General features: G+C 66.2%; 12 protein-coding genes. 2 read left to right on the top strand and 10 right to left on the bottom strand.

Translation table 11 applies throughout. The features are described 5' to 3' along the window. Positions 1–31: 31 nt before the first annotated feature. Positions 32–934 carry a PAC2 family protein gene (locus ACZ50Z_RS09640; protein ID WP_014380025.1) on the bottom strand — a complete coding sequence of 301 codons (903 nt, stop codon included), beginning with the start codon at positions 932–934 and terminating at the stop codon, positions 32–34. A 383-nt stretch (positions 935–1,317) separates the two neighbouring features. Here ACZ50Z_RS09640 and metH point away from each other — a divergent pair, with 383 nt between their 5' ends. Next, positions 1,318–5,064, top strand: coding sequence for a methionine synthase (metH, locus tag ACZ50Z_RS09635; RefSeq protein WP_464483344.1), 3,747 nt, complete (start codon positions 1,318–1,320; stop codon positions 5,062–5,064). A 71-nt stretch (positions 5,065–5,135) separates the two neighbouring features. Here the strand turns inward: metH and ACZ50Z_RS09630 are convergent, their stop codons facing one another. Continuing rightward, positions 5,136–5,798 carry a TetR/AcrR family transcriptional regulator gene (locus tag ACZ50Z_RS09630; protein ID WP_464483343.1) on the bottom strand — a complete coding sequence of 221 codons (663 nt, stop codon included), beginning with the start codon at positions 5,796–5,798 and terminating at the stop codon, positions 5,136–5,138. Between the two features lie 66 nt (positions 5,799–5,864). Between ACZ50Z_RS09630 and ACZ50Z_RS09625 the strand changes: the two genes are divergently transcribed. Beyond that, a complete protein-coding gene (locus ACZ50Z_RS09625) occupies positions 5,865–6,338 on the top strand; it encodes a hypothetical protein (protein WP_464483342.1) in 474 nt (157 codons plus the stop codon). On the opposite strand, the gene ACZ50Z_RS09620 is transcribed toward ACZ50Z_RS09625, so the two are convergent. The 8 genes from ACZ50Z_RS09620 to ACZ50Z_RS09585 are packed head-to-tail and all read right to left on the bottom strand — an operon-like array spanning position 6,335 to position 15,097. Then, on the bottom strand, positions 6,335–7,099 hold the full coding sequence (locus ACZ50Z_RS09620; protein WP_464483341.1) for a mannan-binding family protein: 765 nt from the start codon (positions 7,097–7,099) through the stop codon (positions 6,335–6,337). The two genes, ACZ50Z_RS09625 and ACZ50Z_RS09620, sit on opposite strands and share 4 nt — an antisense overlap. Continuing rightward, on the bottom strand, positions 7,099–7,785 hold the full coding sequence (locus ACZ50Z_RS09615; protein ID WP_464483340.1) for a tetratricopeptide repeat protein: 687 nt from the start codon (positions 7,783–7,785) through the stop codon (positions 7,099–7,101). Before ACZ50Z_RS09615 ends, ACZ50Z_RS09620 begins: the two co-directional genes overlap by 1 nt. A gap of 31 nt (positions 7,786–7,816) precedes the next feature. After that, positions 7,817–9,076 (bottom strand): MlaD family protein, encoded by a 1,260-nt coding sequence (locus tag ACZ50Z_RS09610; protein ID WP_464483339.1) that lies wholly within the window; start codon positions 9,074–9,076, stop codon positions 7,817–7,819. Continuing rightward, the gene (locus ACZ50Z_RS09605) at positions 9,073–10,296 is read right to left on the bottom strand and encodes an MlaD family protein (protein ID WP_464483338.1); all 1,224 of its coding nucleotides are present in this window, start codon (positions 10,294–10,296) and stop codon (positions 9,073–9,075) included. Before ACZ50Z_RS09605 ends, ACZ50Z_RS09610 begins: the two co-directional genes overlap by 4 nt. Next, positions 10,293–11,438, bottom strand: a complete 1,146-nt coding sequence (locus ACZ50Z_RS09600; RefSeq protein ID WP_464486155.1) for an MCE family protein — start codon at positions 11,436–11,438, stop codon at positions 10,293–10,295. The genes ACZ50Z_RS09605 and ACZ50Z_RS09600 overlap by 4 nt, the downstream gene beginning before the upstream one ends. Next, positions 11,429–12,484, bottom strand: coding sequence for an MCE family protein (locus ACZ50Z_RS09595; RefSeq protein ID WP_464483337.1), 1,056 nt, complete (start codon positions 12,482–12,484; stop codon positions 11,429–11,431). The genes ACZ50Z_RS09600 and ACZ50Z_RS09595 overlap by 10 nt, the downstream gene beginning before the upstream one ends. Then, complete coding sequence (locus tag ACZ50Z_RS09590) at positions 12,477–13,532, bottom strand: MCE family protein (RefSeq protein ID WP_464483336.1); 1,056 nt, start codon at positions 13,530–13,532, stop codon at positions 12,477–12,479. The genes ACZ50Z_RS09595 and ACZ50Z_RS09590 overlap by 8 nt, the downstream gene beginning before the upstream one ends. Continuing rightward, positions 13,529–15,097 carry an MlaD family protein gene (locus tag ACZ50Z_RS09585; RefSeq protein WP_464483335.1) on the bottom strand — a complete coding sequence of 523 codons (1,569 nt, stop codon included), beginning with the start codon at positions 15,095–15,097 and terminating at the stop codon, positions 13,529–13,531. Before ACZ50Z_RS09585 ends, ACZ50Z_RS09590 begins: the two co-directional genes overlap by 4 nt. Positions 15,098–15,105 lie beyond the last annotated feature (8 nt).

Raw genomic sequence — 15,105 nt, 5'->3', positions numbered from 1 at the left:
CCGCGCTTGCGATCGCCACGGCCGCGGCCAGTCAGCGCCCGAAACCGGGGCGGCGGCGCCGCAGATAGCGCTCGAACTCGGCGGCCAGGGCGTCGCCGTCGATCTTGCCCAGCGCGTCGTTCATGTCTACCTCGGCGTCGCCGCGCTGTTCCAGCGACTGCACGTATTCGGCGAGGTCCTCGTCCTCGGCGGTCATCTCGGTGACCGCCTGCTCCCATTCCTCGGCGTCCGTCGGCAGGTCCGCCAGCGGGACCTCGATGTCGAGCACGTCTTCGACGCGGCGCAGCAGGGCCACCGTCGCCTTCGGGTTCGGCGGTTGCGACACGTAGTGCGGCACGGCCGCCCAGAACGTCACCGCCGGGATCCCGGCGGCCACGCAGGCGTCCTGAAACACCCCGGCGATGCCGGTGGGGCCCTCGTAGCGGCTCTCCTCGAGACCGAAGCGCTTGGCCGACTCGGGGGAGTAGGCCGCACCGGACACCGGGACCGGCCGGGTGTGGGGGGTGTCGGCCAGCAGGGCGCCGAGGATCACCACGGTGTCCACGTTGAGCTTGTCGGCGATGGCCACCAATTCCGCGCAGAAGGTGCGCCAGCGCATGTTGGGCTCGACCCCGTGCATCAGCACGACATCGCGGTCACTGCCGGGGGGTCGGCAATGCGAAATCCGCATCGCCGGCCACACCAGCTCGCGCGTCACCCCGTCGACCTGCCGGATCACCGGGCGATTCACCTGGTAGTCGTAGTACGCCTCGTCGTCGATCTCCAAGATCGGGTCCGCTTCCCAGATGGCCTCGAGGTGTTCGAGCGCATCGCTGGCCGCGTCGCCGGCGTCGTTCCAGCCCTCGAACGCGGCCACGACGATGGTCTGGTGCAGTTCGGGCAACGCGGCCTTACCACTAGGCAGGCCAAAGGGAGGGCCGTCGGGCGGGGTCACAGAATTAGCGTACGGCCTCCGGCCCCGATCTTCGGGGCGCGGTGGCCAAGGGATGTCGGCCGATTGGCGCTCAACCGGGAGCTTTGCATAGGACGACTATTCTTATGGCGTGACTGCCGCCGACGAACACCGCCGCGACACTGACATCCCCGGCGGTCGAGACGAAATAGGTTCGGCCGCGATTTCGTTAACCTTGGTAACTATTACGTCGCCGGCAGACTTCACGAGCTGTCGATAGCGTCGATGGGTTGGGCGTCCAAGCGTCGATCGAGTGACGACGTAGACTTTTCTGGTCGAGAGGCGTTGCAACGGATACGGGACTGTGCCGGTATCCGCCACGCTCGGCAGAGTCAAGGACGCCTTCCGCTACGGAAGGAACGTACGTGAACGCCGTTGAAAAGGCCTTTGAGCCCCAGATCCGCCCCGACTGCACCGACGAACTAACGGCTGCTCTGCGCCAGCGGATCATGGTGATCGACGGCGCGATGGGCACGGCGATCCAGCGGGACCGGCCGGACGAGGCCGGCTATCGCGGCGACCGGTTCACCGAATGGCCGACCGCCCTTCAGGGCAACAACGACCTGCTCACCCTGACGCAGCCGCAGATCATCGAGGGCATCCACCGCGAGTACCTCGAGGCGGGCGCCGACATCCTGGAAACCAACACGTTCAACGCGAACGCCATCTCGCTCTCCGACTACGACATGGCGGACCTGGCCTACGAGCTGAACTACGCCGGCGCCGCCCTGGCGCGGGCGGCCGCCGACGAATTCAGCACCCCCGAGAAGCCCCGCTACGTCGCCGGCGCCATCGGCCCGACGACGCGCACCGCATCGATCTCGCCGGACGTCAACGACCCCGGAGCCCGCAACGTCTCCTACGACCAGCTCGTCGCCGCCTACCTGGAATCTGCCAACGGCCTGGTCGACGGCGGTGCCGACCTCCTCATCATCGAGACGATCTTCGACTCACTGAACGCCAAGGCGGCGGTGTTCGCCGTCGAGACCCTGTTCGAGGAGCGCGGACGACGCTGGCCCTTGATCATCTCGGGCACCATCACCGATGCTTCCGGGCGGACGTTGTCCGGTCAGGTCACCGAGGCATTCTGGAACGCGATCAGGCACGCGAAGCCGATCGCGGTGGGCCTCAACTGCGCCCTGGGCGCGCCGGAGATGAGGCCCTACATCGCCGAGATGTCGCGGATCGCGGACACTTTCGTCTCCTGTTACCCGAACGCCGGCCTGCCCAACGCTTTCGGCGAGTACGACGAGACCCCGGAACGTCAGGCCGGCTACATCGCCGACTTCGCCGGGGCCGGCCTGGTCAACATCGTCGGTGGTTGCTGCGGAACCGCGCCGCCGCACATCGCCGAGATCGCCAAGGTCGTCGAGGGCAAGCCGCCGCGTGAGTTGCCGAAGATCGAGGTGGCCACCCGGCTCTCGGGTCTGGAGCCGCTCAACATCACCGACGAGTCCCTGTTCGTGAACATCGGTGAGCGCACCAACATCACCGGCTCCGCCCGGTTCCGCAACCTGATCAAGGCCGAGGACTACGACACCGCGCTGTCGGTCGCTCTGCAGCAGGTCGAGGTCGGTGCGCAGGTCATCGACATCAACATGGACGAGGGCATGATCGACGGCGTTGCCGCGATGGACCGGTTCACCAAGCTGATCGCGGCGGAGCCGGACATCAGCCGCGTCCCGGTGATGATCGACTCCTCCAAGTGGGAGGTCATCGAGGCGGGCCTGAAGAACGTGCAGGGCAAGCCGATCGTCAACTCGATCTCCATGAAGGAGGGCGAGGAGAAGTTCATCCGCGAGGCGCAGCTGTGCCGCAAGTACGGCGCCGCGGTCGTCGTGATGGCCTTCGACGAGCAGGGCCAGGCCGACAACCTGGAGCGCCGCAAACAGATCTGCGGGCGCGCCTACCGGATCCTGACCGAAGAGGTCGGCTTCCCGCCCGAGGACATCATCTTCGACCCGAACTGTTTTGCGCTGGCGACCGGTATCGAGGAGCACGCGACCTACGGGATCGACTTCATCGAGGCCTGCGCCTGGATCAAGGAGAACCTTCCCGGGGTGCACATCTCCGGCGGTATCTCGAACGTGTCGTTCTCGTTCCGGGGCAACAACCCCGTCCGCGAGGCGATCCACGCGGTGTTCCTGTTCCACGCCATCAAGGCCGGCCTGGACATGGGCATCGTCAACGCCGGCGCACTGGTGCCCTACGACTCGATCGACCCCGAGCTGCGGGACCGCATCGAGGACGTCGTCCTGAACCGTCGCGAGGACGCGGCCGAAAGGCTCCTGGAAATCGCCGAACGGTTCAACAGCTCAGAGAAATCCGAGGACCCGGCCGAAGCCGAGTGGCGCAGCCTCCCCGTTCGCGAGCGGATCACGCACGCCCTGGTCAAGGGGATCGACGCGCACGTCGATGACGACACCGAGGAACTGCGGTCCGAGATCGCCGCCGCGGGCGGTCGCCCGATCGAGGTGATCGAGGGCCCGCTGATGGACGGCATGAACGTCGTCGGCGACCTGTTCGGCTCCGGCAAGATGTTCCTGCCCCAGGTCGTGAAGTCGGCCCGGGTGATGAAGAAGGCCGTCGCATACCTGCTGCCGTTCATCGAGGCGGAGAAGGCGGAAAACGGCACGGCTGATTCCAAGGACACCAACGGCACGATCGTGATGGCGACCGTGAAGGGCGACGTTCACGACATCGGCAAGAACATCGTCGGAGTCGTCCTGCAGTGCAACAACTTTGAGGTGATAGACCTCGGTGTGATGGTGCCCGCCGAGAAGATTCTTGCCGCGGCGAACGAGCACGACGCGGACATCATCGGGCTCTCCGGCCTGATCACCCCGTCGTTGGACGAGATGGCCAACTTCGCCGCCGAGATGGAACGCGAGGGGTTGAAGATCCCGCTGCTGATCGGTGGCGCGACCACCTCGCGCGCCCACACGGCCGTGAAGATATCGCCGCGCCGCAGCGGTCCGGTGGTCTGGGTCAAGGACGCGTCCCGCTCGGTGCCGGTCGCCGCGGCGCTGCTCGACGACAAGCAGCGGCCGGGGCTGCTGGAGGCCACCGAGAAGGACTACGCATCGCTGCGCGAACGGCACGCGCAGAAGAACGAGCGGCCGACGTTGCCGCTGGAGAAGGCCCGCGCGAACCGGACGCCGATCGAGTGGGACGGCTACACGCCGCCGGTTCCCGCCCAGGGCCTCGGCGTGCGGGATTTCCACGAATACGACCTCGCCGAGTTGCGCGAGTACATCGACTGGCAGCCGTTTTTCAACGCCTGGGAGATGAAGGGCCGCTTCCCCGACATCCTCAACAACCCGGCCTCGGGCGAGGCGGCCCGCAAGCTGTACGACGACGCCCAGGAGATGCTCGACACCCTGATCAAGGAGAAGTGGCTGACCGCCAACGCGGTGATCGGGTTCTTCCCGGCCAACGCCGTCGGGGACGACGTCGAGGTCTACACCGATGAGACCCGTACCCAGGTGCTGACCAGGTTGCACAACCTGCGCCAGCAGGGCGAGCACCGGGAAGGTATCCCGAACCGGTCGCTGGGGGACTACGTCGCTCCCAAAGACACCGGTCTGGCCGACTACGTCGGCGCCTTCGCCGTCACCGCGGGGCTCGGCAGCGGAGAGAAGATCGCGGAGTTCAAGGCTGCCCTCGACGACTACAGCGCGATCCTGCTGGAGTCGATCGCCGACCGGCTGGCGGAGGCTTTCGCCGAACGGATGCACCAGCGGGTCCGCAAGGAGTTCTGGGGATTCCAGCCGGACGAGCACTTGGACAACGAGGCACTCATCGCCGAGAAGTACCAGGGAATCCGCCCCGCACCGGGCTACCCGGCCTGCCCGGAGCACACCGAGAAGGCGACGCTCTGGAAGTTGCTGGACGTCACGGAGCGGACCGGCATCGAGCTGACCGAGTCGATGGCGATGTGGCCCGGCGCGGCCGTCAGTGGCTGGTATTTCTCGCACCCGCAGTCGCAATACTTCGTGGTCGGCCGGATGGCCCAGGACCAGGTCGCCGACTACGCGAAGCGCAAGGGCTGGACCCTGCGGGAAGCGGAGCGGTGGCTGAGCTCCAACCTCGGCTACAACCCGGAGGACTGAGCCCGACGGGGGTGCAGTCGCTGCACGGCGCCAGCGCAACGAGCAACACAATTGCCCGCGAAGTGCACTTCCTACCGCGGCGCGCGCGCTTGGATGGCGGCGGCCAGCGAGCGTTCGGCGCGCCGGCGTGTGTCGCCGAGGCCCACCACCAAGTTGACCGCCAGCGGGATCATCACGTCTTGCAGCCCCTGGGAGTCGATGAATCCGCTCATTGCCAGCAGCACGAATCCGTGGGTGGCACTGAGGATTTGGGTGGCCGCAGCGGTCGGCTCCTGCGGCCGGATCCGCCCGGCTTCGATGACCCGCTCGACCGCGGCGACGAGCACAGACAACGCGTCGACGCCTTCGGCGAGATCCCACGGCGTGGTCCCATCCGCTAAGGATTTATAGGCGGCACCGAAATCGCTGAGACCGAACAGTAACCGGTACAGCTGCGGGTTTCGCATCGCGAACTCACCGTAGGCCAGTCCGCCGGCGATGAGGTCAGCCATGGGGTCATCGGTGTGGGGCACCGCGCGCGTGTGCTCGGCGAAGCGCGAAAGCCCTTCCCGCAGCACCGCTTCGATGAGGGTGGGCATGCCACCGAAGTGGGTGTACACCGCCATCGTGGACGCGCCGATCTCGTTCGCGACGGTGCGGGCTTGGATCGCCGCCGGCCCGTCTCGCTCGAGCACAGCCAATGCGGCGGCCACGAGGCGGTCTCGGGCGCTCAACGAAGTATCGGTCGAAGACATCATTGACATCTTGCCATAACAAGCGTTATATGGGGCCTGATCAGTAATAACAATCGTTATGGCAACGTGGGCGGGCTGGCCGCCCTCTACCGGAGGACCGAGATGGCTACTACAACACCCATGTACCGACGGCTGATCGCCGGCGCCGGCGGCGCGTCCTTGATCGCTACGCTCTTTCTGCCGTGGGCCTCGGTCGAGGGCATCGACCGCACCGGTTGGGCGTTCAACGCGGTCGCCGCCGCGCTGTTCCTGGCCGCCGGAACGTTCGGAATCCTCACGGCGATCACTGGCGGGCAATTTGGCGCGGGCCGCCCCGATCTGTCGCTCATCGCCGCAACCGACTTGCTCAACACCACCTCGATGTTGTTGCTCGCCTGGTTTATTCCTTTTGATTTCCCCGAGCATGCCACCCGCCAGCCCGGAGTCTTCGGGGCGCTGATCGCATCAGCCGCAACCGCCTTCGCCGTCGCCGACTATCGCCCCCTGCGGGGAGCGCCGTGGTTCCCCCGTATGGAAACCAACGAACCGACCCGCGCCTAGATGCGCAACACGGATGCCAAGGCGGACAGCGGGATATGTGCCTGCACGGTGCCGCCGTCCATGTACCACTGCGGCAGGCCGGGGGAGAAGTTGATCGGGCTGTCGTGGCCCACCGGGTAGTCCGGCATGTAGAGGATCAGCTCGTCGGGAGTCACCGCCCAGGCCTTGTACGCCCCGGAGTAGACCTTGTCCGGCGTCCAGCGGTCCACGACGAACGGATAGGTGCCGGGGTCGTGTGGCGGCGGCGCCTGATCGAGCGCGGTCTGGATAAACGGTTGGGCCAGTGGGGGAATGGCGGTCAACGGATTTGACGTCGTCAGGTCCGCCAGCTGCACCCGCCTTCCGCTTGCCATGTCGAACGTGAAGGTCCGATAGGCGTTGTTGGGCTGGGGGCCGTCGGCGTGATAGTCCTCGTGAAACACCGCGCTGAGCAGGTTGGCGTGCCGGAAGACCTCGAAGTTCTCCTCGCCGAAGCTGTCGGCGGCCATGCTGGAGTTGGCGTTTCGCCAGTTGTTGACCAGGGTGTGCAGGTAGTCGCGGATGACCGGCCCCGCGGTCGGATTGTCGACCAGGTCCCCGGGCACCGCGACCTTGATGTCGCGCACGGCGTTGCGTTCCGAGGTCACCGAGGTGTGGCAATACTGGCCGTCCCAGTTCCCGCCGAGCTCGCCGCAGAACGAGGGGGCCGAGGCGTGCGCGGGGGCGGTGGTGGGAAGCGTTGCGGCGGCGATCAATACGGACGCCGCGATGAGCCGGCGCATCACAGCAGCTGCACTTTGCTCGCCCGCCAGCGGCCGTCGACCTTTTCCATGGTCATCTTGATCCTGCTGCGGTCGATGCGCGGGTCGGGTGCGGCCGTGTTGGTGACGGTCTGGTCGATGAACACCAGCACGACAACCTTGTTCGTGGATTCGGACTGGATGGCCGAGTCCACCACCACGCCGTGCGCGGTCGCTTTGTTGTCGATCAGCAGCTGCCGAAGTTTCACGCTGGATTGGGTGTACATGTCCTTGAACTCGCCGGTCGCGCCGTCGAGAACCTGCCGGAAGTTCTCGTCCACCTTGTTCGAGTCGATGCTCGTCAGCACCTGCGCGTAGGCGATGGCCGCCTGCTGGGCCTGATCGCCGGCCACCTTGACCTGATGGTCTTGCCACTGCCGCCATCCCAGGTACCCCGAAACAGCAAGCGAGGCAACGAGCAACAGGGGCAGGATGCTGCGGCGCAGATACTGTTTCCAAGGTCTTTTGCTGCGCTCGGCCTCGGGACGCTTGCGCGTGAGCAGACCATTCTCGTCGTCTTGCTCCCCGGCCTCCTTGGCCTCGTCGGCGGTGACATCGTCGGTCTCATCGTCGATCTCGTCGGCCGCAACTTCCGCCGATTCGGCGTCCGGCTCCGTTTTGACGGCCTCGGCCTTCGGATTCTTTTGGGAGGTCACGATCACGATCATCTCCTAGGGATCGGCTCGGATAATTCGGTGCCTAGTGCGGCGGTTCGATGGGCAACTGCGGGCCACCGTAGGGGGTGGGAATGGTGAAGCGGCCCTTGGGCGTCGGATCCGTCCGTTGGCCCAGGTTGGCACCCATGGGCGGGCCGGCGGTGTCGTCGCCGCCCGGGCGGGGCGCGTTCTTGGCGCCGCGGATCGAGACCGCGGGGTCGTCGTCGCGGCAGTAGGTGTACATGAACGGCTCGTAGTAGTCGGCGGCCGAGGGCGGGTGCGAGGGTGTCCCGTAGTCGCACACGTAGCGGGGGTAGAGATCGGCGATCGCCCAGACTCCGTTGTCGTGGAACGCGCTCGTCACCGCGTCCAGGACCGACCCCCGGTAGTCCGGGAACAGCGCGTTGAGCGCCGGGACCCGCAGATACAACAGCTGCGACATGGTGGCCATGCTGCCCAGCAACTGCACCATCGTGTCGGAATTGTCGGCGAACAGATTGTCGACGGCGGTAAGCGTGCGCGGCGTCTGCGCGGTCAACCGGCGGTAGCCGGCCTGCATCCTGGCCACGCCGGTCAGCGTATGGTTGAGTTCCGTTGCGGCAGCGCCCAAGCCGGAATTCTTGTCGCTCGCCAGGGTGAGCACGACCCGGCTGGTCTTGATGATGCTGGTGGTTTGGGGCAGCACCGAATCCAGCGTCGAGAGCAGGAACGTGCCGCCGTCGACGATGGCGGTCAGCTTCGCCGGGCCCTCCTTGCTCAGGCTCAGTTCCTTTTTGATCAACTCGATCTTATGGGGGTCCACCTGCGCCAGCAGGCCGTCGGCGTCGCCGAGCAGCCGCGCCAGGCTGACCGGAACGGTGGTGTGGTCCAGCGCGATACGGCTGCCGTCGTGCAGATACGGCCCGGCGTCGGATGCCGCTTCGAAGTTGATGTACTGCTCACCGGCGGGCGAGAGCGCCGAGACGTGTACGACGCTGTTCGCCGGGATCCGCACCTTCGACGTGATGCTGGCGACGGCGTCGACCCCGTTGTCGGTGATCTGTAGCGACTCGACACGGCCGATGCGCACCCCCCGCAGCGCGACGTCCTGATTGGGGAGCAGGCCGCCGGATTCCGCCAATTGCACGGTGACCCGGTATGACGAGGCGAAGGGCTTCACCCGCAGCGCGCCGATGAGCAGGTACGCGGTGGCGACCACCAGGATGAGCACCAATCCGGCGACCGACAGCCAAACCTGTTGGCGGTGGCCCGTGCGCACTGCCCGGACAACGCCATTGGCGACATTGGCGATGGCGCGGATCATGGTTGCGGCCCCGGCGGCGGGGCCGGCTCCGGCGGGGGCCCGGGGGCGACGTCGATCTGGCCCGGGACGGTCGGGTCCGGGATGACGGGAACCTGTGGCGAATTCGGCCCCCGGCCGACCACGCGTTCCTGCAGACGCCACAGGGTGTACTTGAGGGTGCCGACGAGCAGATTCACGTTGTAGTGGTGCGGTCCGTGCAGCCCGATGTCACCCGGGTATCCGATATCGGGAAGCGATCCGAGCAGGAGCTTGTCCACGCTCACGTTCACCGAAATCGAGTTCCCTGCGGTCGATTTGACCAACGGTGGGATCAGCCGGTTGACCGACAACCAGCTGGTGTCCGGGCTCACCGCAACGTCGTTGGCGGCGCCGGCGACCGTGTTCAGATCACGGATCAGGCTGCGGCCGCTGGTGTCGGTGCCACCGATGGCCGGGAACCTGGCCAGCAACCGGGACGTGTCGCCCACTTGCACTGCCAGATGGGAAAGCTGTGCGGTGTTGTCGGCCAGGGCCGACGTGGCGGGACTGGCGGCCGCCATCAGGTCGCTGATGGTGTGATTCTTGGCATCGAGTTGGTCGGCCAGGCGCGACAATTGGGTCAACGCGTTCTTGATCTGATCGGACCGGGAGTCCAGCGTCCCCAGCAACTGGTTGGACTTGCCGATCATGTCCCCGAACGCCTGGCCGTTCTCGCCGGTGGCCTTGCCGAAGCCGTTGATGATGTTGGTGAAATTGCGCACCGCACCGCCGTTCACCAGAATCGCCGCCGAACTCAGCACCGACTCGACGGTCGCAGCGGCCGCTGTGGAATCCAGGCCGATGGTGTCGCCGTTGCGCAGCAGCGGCCCGTCGGCATCGGCATCGCCCGCGGCCGGTGGCTTCAGCGCGACAAAGACGTCGCCCAGCGGTGTCGCGGTTCGCAATTCGGCGGTGCTGCCGCGGGGCAGTTGCACGCCGTCCCGGATCCGCAGCCGGGTCAGTGCGGTGTAGTTGCGGGCGACCATCGATTCGAGTTGCCCGACGTCGGCGCCCGCGAGCTTGACCTTGGCGTTCATCGGCAGGTTGAGCGCGTTGGAGAACACTGCGTTCAGCGAATAGCCGCCCGAACCCAACCCCGGCGCCGGAAGAGGAAGGCTGGCAAGGCCGTTCGTGGCGCATCCCGCGGTCACCACGGCGGCCGCCAGCAGCGCCGGCAGCACCCGCTTGGCGGGGGGCATCATTTCTGCCCCATGGCGGCCATGCCGTCGAGCACGTAGGTCAATCCGAAATCGGGGCCGAAGTCCTGGATGGTCCCGGTGCTACATCCCAGTTGTCGAAGTCCCATCAGGTTGCAGATCTCTTTGGTGTATTGGCTGTCGAAGATCAACCGATCCGTGAGGAAGCGCGCCCGCACGGCGCCGTTGGCCCGGTCGATCATGTTGTAGGCGTTGTCCGCCAACAGCGGAGCCACATCGAGGAGTTCCGCCAGGTCGCGCCGTTGGTCGGTCACCGTCTTGAGCGTGGTGTTGCCGTTGATGACGACCTGCTTGACCTGGTCGCGATTAGCGTCGAGCAGATCGCCGGCCCGCTGGATGAGGCGGTCGAGTTTGCGTCCGGTGCTGCCGGTGCCAAGGTCCTCATCCGCCATGATCTGGCTGACTTGGTGGATGGTGGAGGCGAATTCGCGCAATTTCGTGTCGTTGGCGGCCACGGCGTCGAACAGCGTGCTGATGTTTTTGACGATCGTGGTGATCTGCTCGCGGGTCGTCGCGCCGCCGTCGCTGGACAGGCGCAGTGCCTTGGACAGCTCGCCCAGCGCCGCTTTGATCTTTTCGCCGTTGCCGCTGACCACCTCGGTCCCACCATTCAGCACGTCGGCGATCGGGCCGCCGCCGTGGCCGTCGCCCTCGAGTGACTTGGTCACCTTGTCCAGAACGCCCAGGACGCTGCTGAACTCAACGGGCGTCTTGGTGCGGGGCAACCCGATTGTGTCGTGGTTCTGCAGGGTCGGCCCGGCGTGGTAGGGCGGCGTGAGCTCGATCTGCCGGTCGGTGAGGATCGAGGTCGACACGGTGACCGCCTGCGCGTCGGCGGGGACTTTGACGTGACGGTCGATGGTGAAGTCGACTTCGACGTAGCCGCCCTTGGGGTTGATCTTCGTGACCTTGCCCACCGGCATGCCCAGCACCGCGACCACGTTGCCCTCGTAAAGGCCTGAGGCGCTGTCGAATTGGGCGGTCACCGAGATCGTGTCCTCGTCGGAGCGCAAAAGCCACCAACCGATACCGGCCACCGCGGCGATCGCCGCGACGGCGGCGGCGACGGCCACCAGCTTGACGGCGAGCGTGGCCCCGGCCTTGTTCGAGTGATCCCTCACTTGCAGTCCTTGAAGTACTGGATCATGCCGAACTGCTTGGCACGGCCGCTGATCGCGCACATCCACGAGTCGATCAACGGCACGTTGGGGGCGTTGAAGTTGACCGCGTTGCCTTCACCCGTGAGGTTGGCCGCTTCCCGGAAGAAGATCGGGCTGATTTGCAGCATGCTGTGCAGCAGGTCGTCGTGCGCGGACATCAAGTCGGTGAAGTCGCGCATGTCTTTGATCAGCGAGTCCAGGCCCGCCCGGTCGTTGACCACGACCTCGTTCATGGTGTTGACGAGACTCGAGAGGGATTGCATCATCGCGTGGAAAACGGCGCGTCGGGCGACGAACTGGCCCAACAGGTCCTGGCCCTGGTTGACCAGGTTGCCGATGCCGGCCTGCTGGCGCCGCAGCGTGTTCGTCACCTGCTCGGTATCGCGCAGCAGCTGTCCCAGCTGGTCACGCCGCACCGCGATGATCGACGACAACGTGTTGATGTTCGTAATCGCCTGCGGCACAACCGCGGGCAGACCCTCGAGCTGTTTGCCCAGCACCGCCAGCGACTGTGCGAACCTGTCCGAGTCGACCTGCTCGAACGTGGTGGTGGCGTCCTGCAGCGCGGCCTGCAGGTCGTAGGGCACCTCGGTGTGTGCCAGGTCGAAGGTGTTGTTGGGCAGGTGTGCCGGCCCGTTGGGTTCCAGCGCGAGGTAGCGCGAACCCAGAATGGTGGTGACCTTGATCCGCGCGCGGGAATCCTTGCCCAGCGCGATGTTCTCGCGAACCTTCAGCCCCGCCTCGACATGGTCGCCGACGAGTTTCATGCTCGTGACGTTGCCCACCGGGATGCCCGCGACCACGATCGGGTTGCCGGCCCGCAGCGAGGCCGCTTGGATAAACTCCGCGGTGTAATGCCGATATCCGGCGCCGACGGCATGAACCAACAGCATGACCCCGATCACCGCCCCGACCACCGCGACGGCGATGAACCCGAGCCAGGTCTTGTTGTAGCTCTCCAGGGGGCGTTGCCTCACTCCCGAAAGCCGTTGCCGCACAGACTTTTCAGCCATCGACCGTGCTCCTGCATCGCGGGGTGTGCCACGCCCGATTTCCCGGTGTGGCGGCGTTGATGATGATCGGCACGACATCGTTGAGACCGGGGAAGAACCCCAAGAAGTTCACGTCGCACACATAGGCGTTGCCGTAGGCGCCCTGGTTGCCGACCCGGATGAGCCCCTTCAGCAGCAGCGGGATGTTGTCGCCGAAGAACGCCACCTGCGGTTCCACGTCCATGATGTGTCTGGTGACGCCGGGCTGACGATCGATGAATTCACGCAACGCCGGGTAGACGTCGGATGCCGAGGTCGACAGTCGGCCGGTCACCCGCGCCAGCGAACCCACCGAGGCGACCAGGTCGGGGCGCCGCCGGTCGAGTTCGCCGACGACGCTGCGGGTCTGGGTGATGACACCGTCGAGATTGTCGTTCTGCTCCGCGAGGTTGCCCACCACCTTGTTGAGGTTGGTGATCACGCTGCCGAGGGCCTGGTCCCGACCCGCGAATGTCTCTGTCAGAGTGGAGGTCTGGCCGACCAGCGTGGCCAGCGATGACGTGTCGCCCTGCAACGAGGCGATGATGCCCTTGGTGAGGTTGTCGGCGTCGTGGGGGTTCAACAGGCTGAACAGCGGTTCGTAGCCGTTGAGGAGCGTGGTGACGTCGAAAGACGGCTCGGTGCGTTCCACCGGGATGGTGCTGCCCGGGGCGAGCAGCTGCTGACTGCCCTCCTTGCCCAACGACAGTCCGAGGTAGCGCTGGCCGACGATGTTCTGATAGGTCACCGACGCGAGGGTGTTGCCGAACAACCGCTGTTCCTGCTGGACAACGAACGAGACTTTCGCCAATTTCCCGTCGAGCTCGACCTTTTCGACGCGGCCCACGCGCACCCCGGCCATACGGACGTCGTCACCCTCGCGTAGCCCGTAAACGTCGGTGAACACCGCCGAATACCGGGCGGTGTCGCCGGCCACGTCCCGGCGCAGGCTCACATAGACCAGCCAGGTCAGCGTCAACGCGACGATCATGAACAGGGTCAGTGCGATCAGCGGGCCGCGAAACTTCATCGGGCCTCCCCGGTCGGATGGGCCAGCGACACCGTGGTGCCGCGGGCAACCGGGCCGAGCAGCAGCTCGGTGGCCGGCGTGGCGGGCGTTCCGGTGATGACGCCCAACAGGTTTCGTTCGTACTGGCTCCCGACGGGGCCCACGTTCCCCCCGAACGCGGCCTGGGGAATCCATGGCGCCTTGGGTGCCACCGGTGCGACCCACGGCTGGTGCGGTTGCGGTGTCGCCGGTGCCCCCGGCGAGGGGTTGTCGGGATTCGCGCTCCCGGGCACGGGCGGCGACGGCGTAATCCCCGGGGCCAGCGGGGGATTGGGATCGGTCAGGTTGGGGGTCGGATTGATCAGCGGCGGGCCCACCGCGACCAGGTTGCCGTCCGGCCCGATCACGGTGCCCGGCGGGGGCGCCAGGTCCTTGGGCGGATGGTAGTTCTGCGGCAGCAATACCTCGGGCAGATCGGGGCGCACCGGGATCAGCGGCGCGGTAAAGCAGCTGGGTCCCTTGAGCTCGCCGTAGTGCGGACAGTCGGCGCGCGTGTAGGTGGAACTCGGCGTGAACGTCAGCATCGCGTGCATGTTGCCCAGATTCTTCTCCGGGTTCCAGACCTGCTCCATGAACTGGTTGGCCAGGTTGTCCAGCTTGGTCACCGCGGGCACGAAGTTGTTCGACTTTTGCGCCAGCACGCCGATCACCGGCGTGAAATCGGTGGTGATCCGGATGAGTCGGTCGATGTGGTTGTCGAACGACTGGCGCGTGGTGCCGACCGTGTCGTCGGCGCCTGACAGCAGCGAGGTCAGCTGACCGCGCGTCTCGGCGAAGGTCCGCATCGGCTCGACGGCCTGATGCAAAGCGTCGAGAAGGTCGGGCGCCGTCTGCGCGAGTCCCGTCGTCGCGTCCAGCAGCGCGGACACCGTCGACGGACCGGTGTCGGTACTGACAATCGAATTGAGTTGGTCAAGAAGGCGATTCAATTGCGCGCCGGCGTTGAGCAGGGTGACGCGGCGGTGGTCGGTGGCCGCACCCAGGGCGGCCAAGATCCCCACCGACCTGTCGTCACGGCCGCGCCCCGCGGCGGCCAACAGGTCGCGCAGCTTGCTGACGGTGGTTTGGAACAACACGGTCGGCAACCGCTTGTCCTCCGGGATATGGGCGCCCTGGCGGATTTTCGCCCCGGGGCCCTCCTGGTTTGGGGAGCCCACCAATTGCACCGACGACACGGCGAACACATTGCTCGGCACCACCCGTGCGGTCACGGCGGCCGGAATCGACTTGGCGTATTCCTCTTTGAGGTCGATGTGGACATAGTTGGGTTTGCCGTGCGCGGCCGGGACGACGTCGTTGACCATTCCGACGAGCACGCCGTGATATTTGACGTCCGATTTCTGCGGAAGCCCGTCGCCCACGTTGACCAGGTCGGCAACCACCCGCACGTAATCGTTCAGCCTGCCGGTGGATTTGATCAACATCGCGGCGGTGACCAGGGCGCTGACCACCACCACGGCGATGCCGACGCCGAACAGCTGGCGGTCCGAGGGGCCGCGTCCGTCCAGCTCAAGGGAATTGGGCATCTTGCACC

Source organism: Mycobacterium sp. NTMscope_MAC_269 (genome assembly GCF_976985695.1).
The sequence above is the reverse complement of the archived record's forward strand: the minus strand, read 5'-3'. Positions and strand labels throughout refer to the sequence as shown.